This is a genomic window from Pseudomonas sp. (genome assembly GCF_030690725.1).
Classification (GTDB): Bacteria; Pseudomonadota; Gammaproteobacteria; order Pseudomonadales; family Pseudomonadaceae; genus Aquipseudomonas.
Window position 1 is genome coordinate 1 of record NZ_JAUYGD010000056.1, and the last position, 1,091, is coordinate 1,091.

Genomic DNA, 1,091 nt, shown 5'->3' on the forward strand with positions numbered 1-1,091 from the left:
CCGCACGTCAACGTTGGCACTATCGGTCACGTTGACCACGGTAAAACCACTCTGACCGCTGCTCTGACCCGCGTCTGCTCCGAAGTATTCGGTTCGGCCAAGGTTGACTTCGACAAGATCGACAGCGCCCCAGAAGAAAAAGCTCGCGGTATCACCATCAACACCGCTCACGTTGAATACGATTCGGCCGTGCGTCACTACGCACACGTTGACTGCCCAGGTCACGCCGACTACGTAAAAAACATGATCACCGGTGCTGCGCAGATGGACGGCGCTATCCTGGTCTGCTCCGCTGCTGACGGCCCGATGCCGCAGACTCGCGAGCACATCCTGCTGTCCCGTCAGGTAGGTGTTCCGTACATCGTGGTCTTCCTGAACAAGGCTGACATGGTTGACGACGCCGAGCTGCTGGAGCTGGTGGAAATGGAAGTGCGTGACCTGCTCAGCACTTACGATTTCCCAGGCGACGACACTCCGATCATCATCGGTTCCGCTCTGATGGCTCTGAACGGTCAAGACGACAACGAGATGGGCACCACTGCCGTCAAGAAGTTGGTTGAGACTCTGGACAGCTACATCCCTGAGCCAGTGCGTGCCATCGACAAGCCGTTCCTGATGCCAATCGAAGACGTATTCTCGATCTCCGGTCGTGGCACCGTGGTAACTGGCCGTATCGAGCGCGGTATCGTCAAGATCCAGGAAGAAATCGAGATCGTTGGTCTGCGTGATACCACCAAGACCACCTGTACCGGTGTTGAGATGTTCCGCAAGTTGCTCGACGAAGGTCGTGCTGGTGAGAACTGCGGCGTTCTGCTGCGTGGCACCAAGCGTGACGACGTAGAGCGTGGTCAGGTTCTGGTCAAGCCAGGCTCGGTTAAGCCGCACACCACCTTCACTGCAGAAGTGTATGTGTTGAGCAAAGAAGAAGGCGGTCGTCACACTCCGTTCTTCAAAGGCTACCGTCCTCAGTTCTACTTCCGTACTACTGACGTAACTGGTAACTGCGAACTGCCGGAAGGCGTTGAGATGGTAATGCCAGGTGACAACATCCAGATGACTGTCACTCTGATCAAGACCATCGCAATGGAAGA

The 1,091-nt window shown here is 56.0% G+C and carries 1 protein-coding gene; it reads left to right on the forward strand.

Annotated elements, in window-relative coordinates; genetic code table 11:
• Positions 1 to 1,091, forward strand: a 1,091-nt coding sequence (tuf, locus tag Q8O69_RS14065) for an elongation factor Tu (RefSeq protein WP_305592934.1), incomplete at both ends; no start/stop codon positions are given.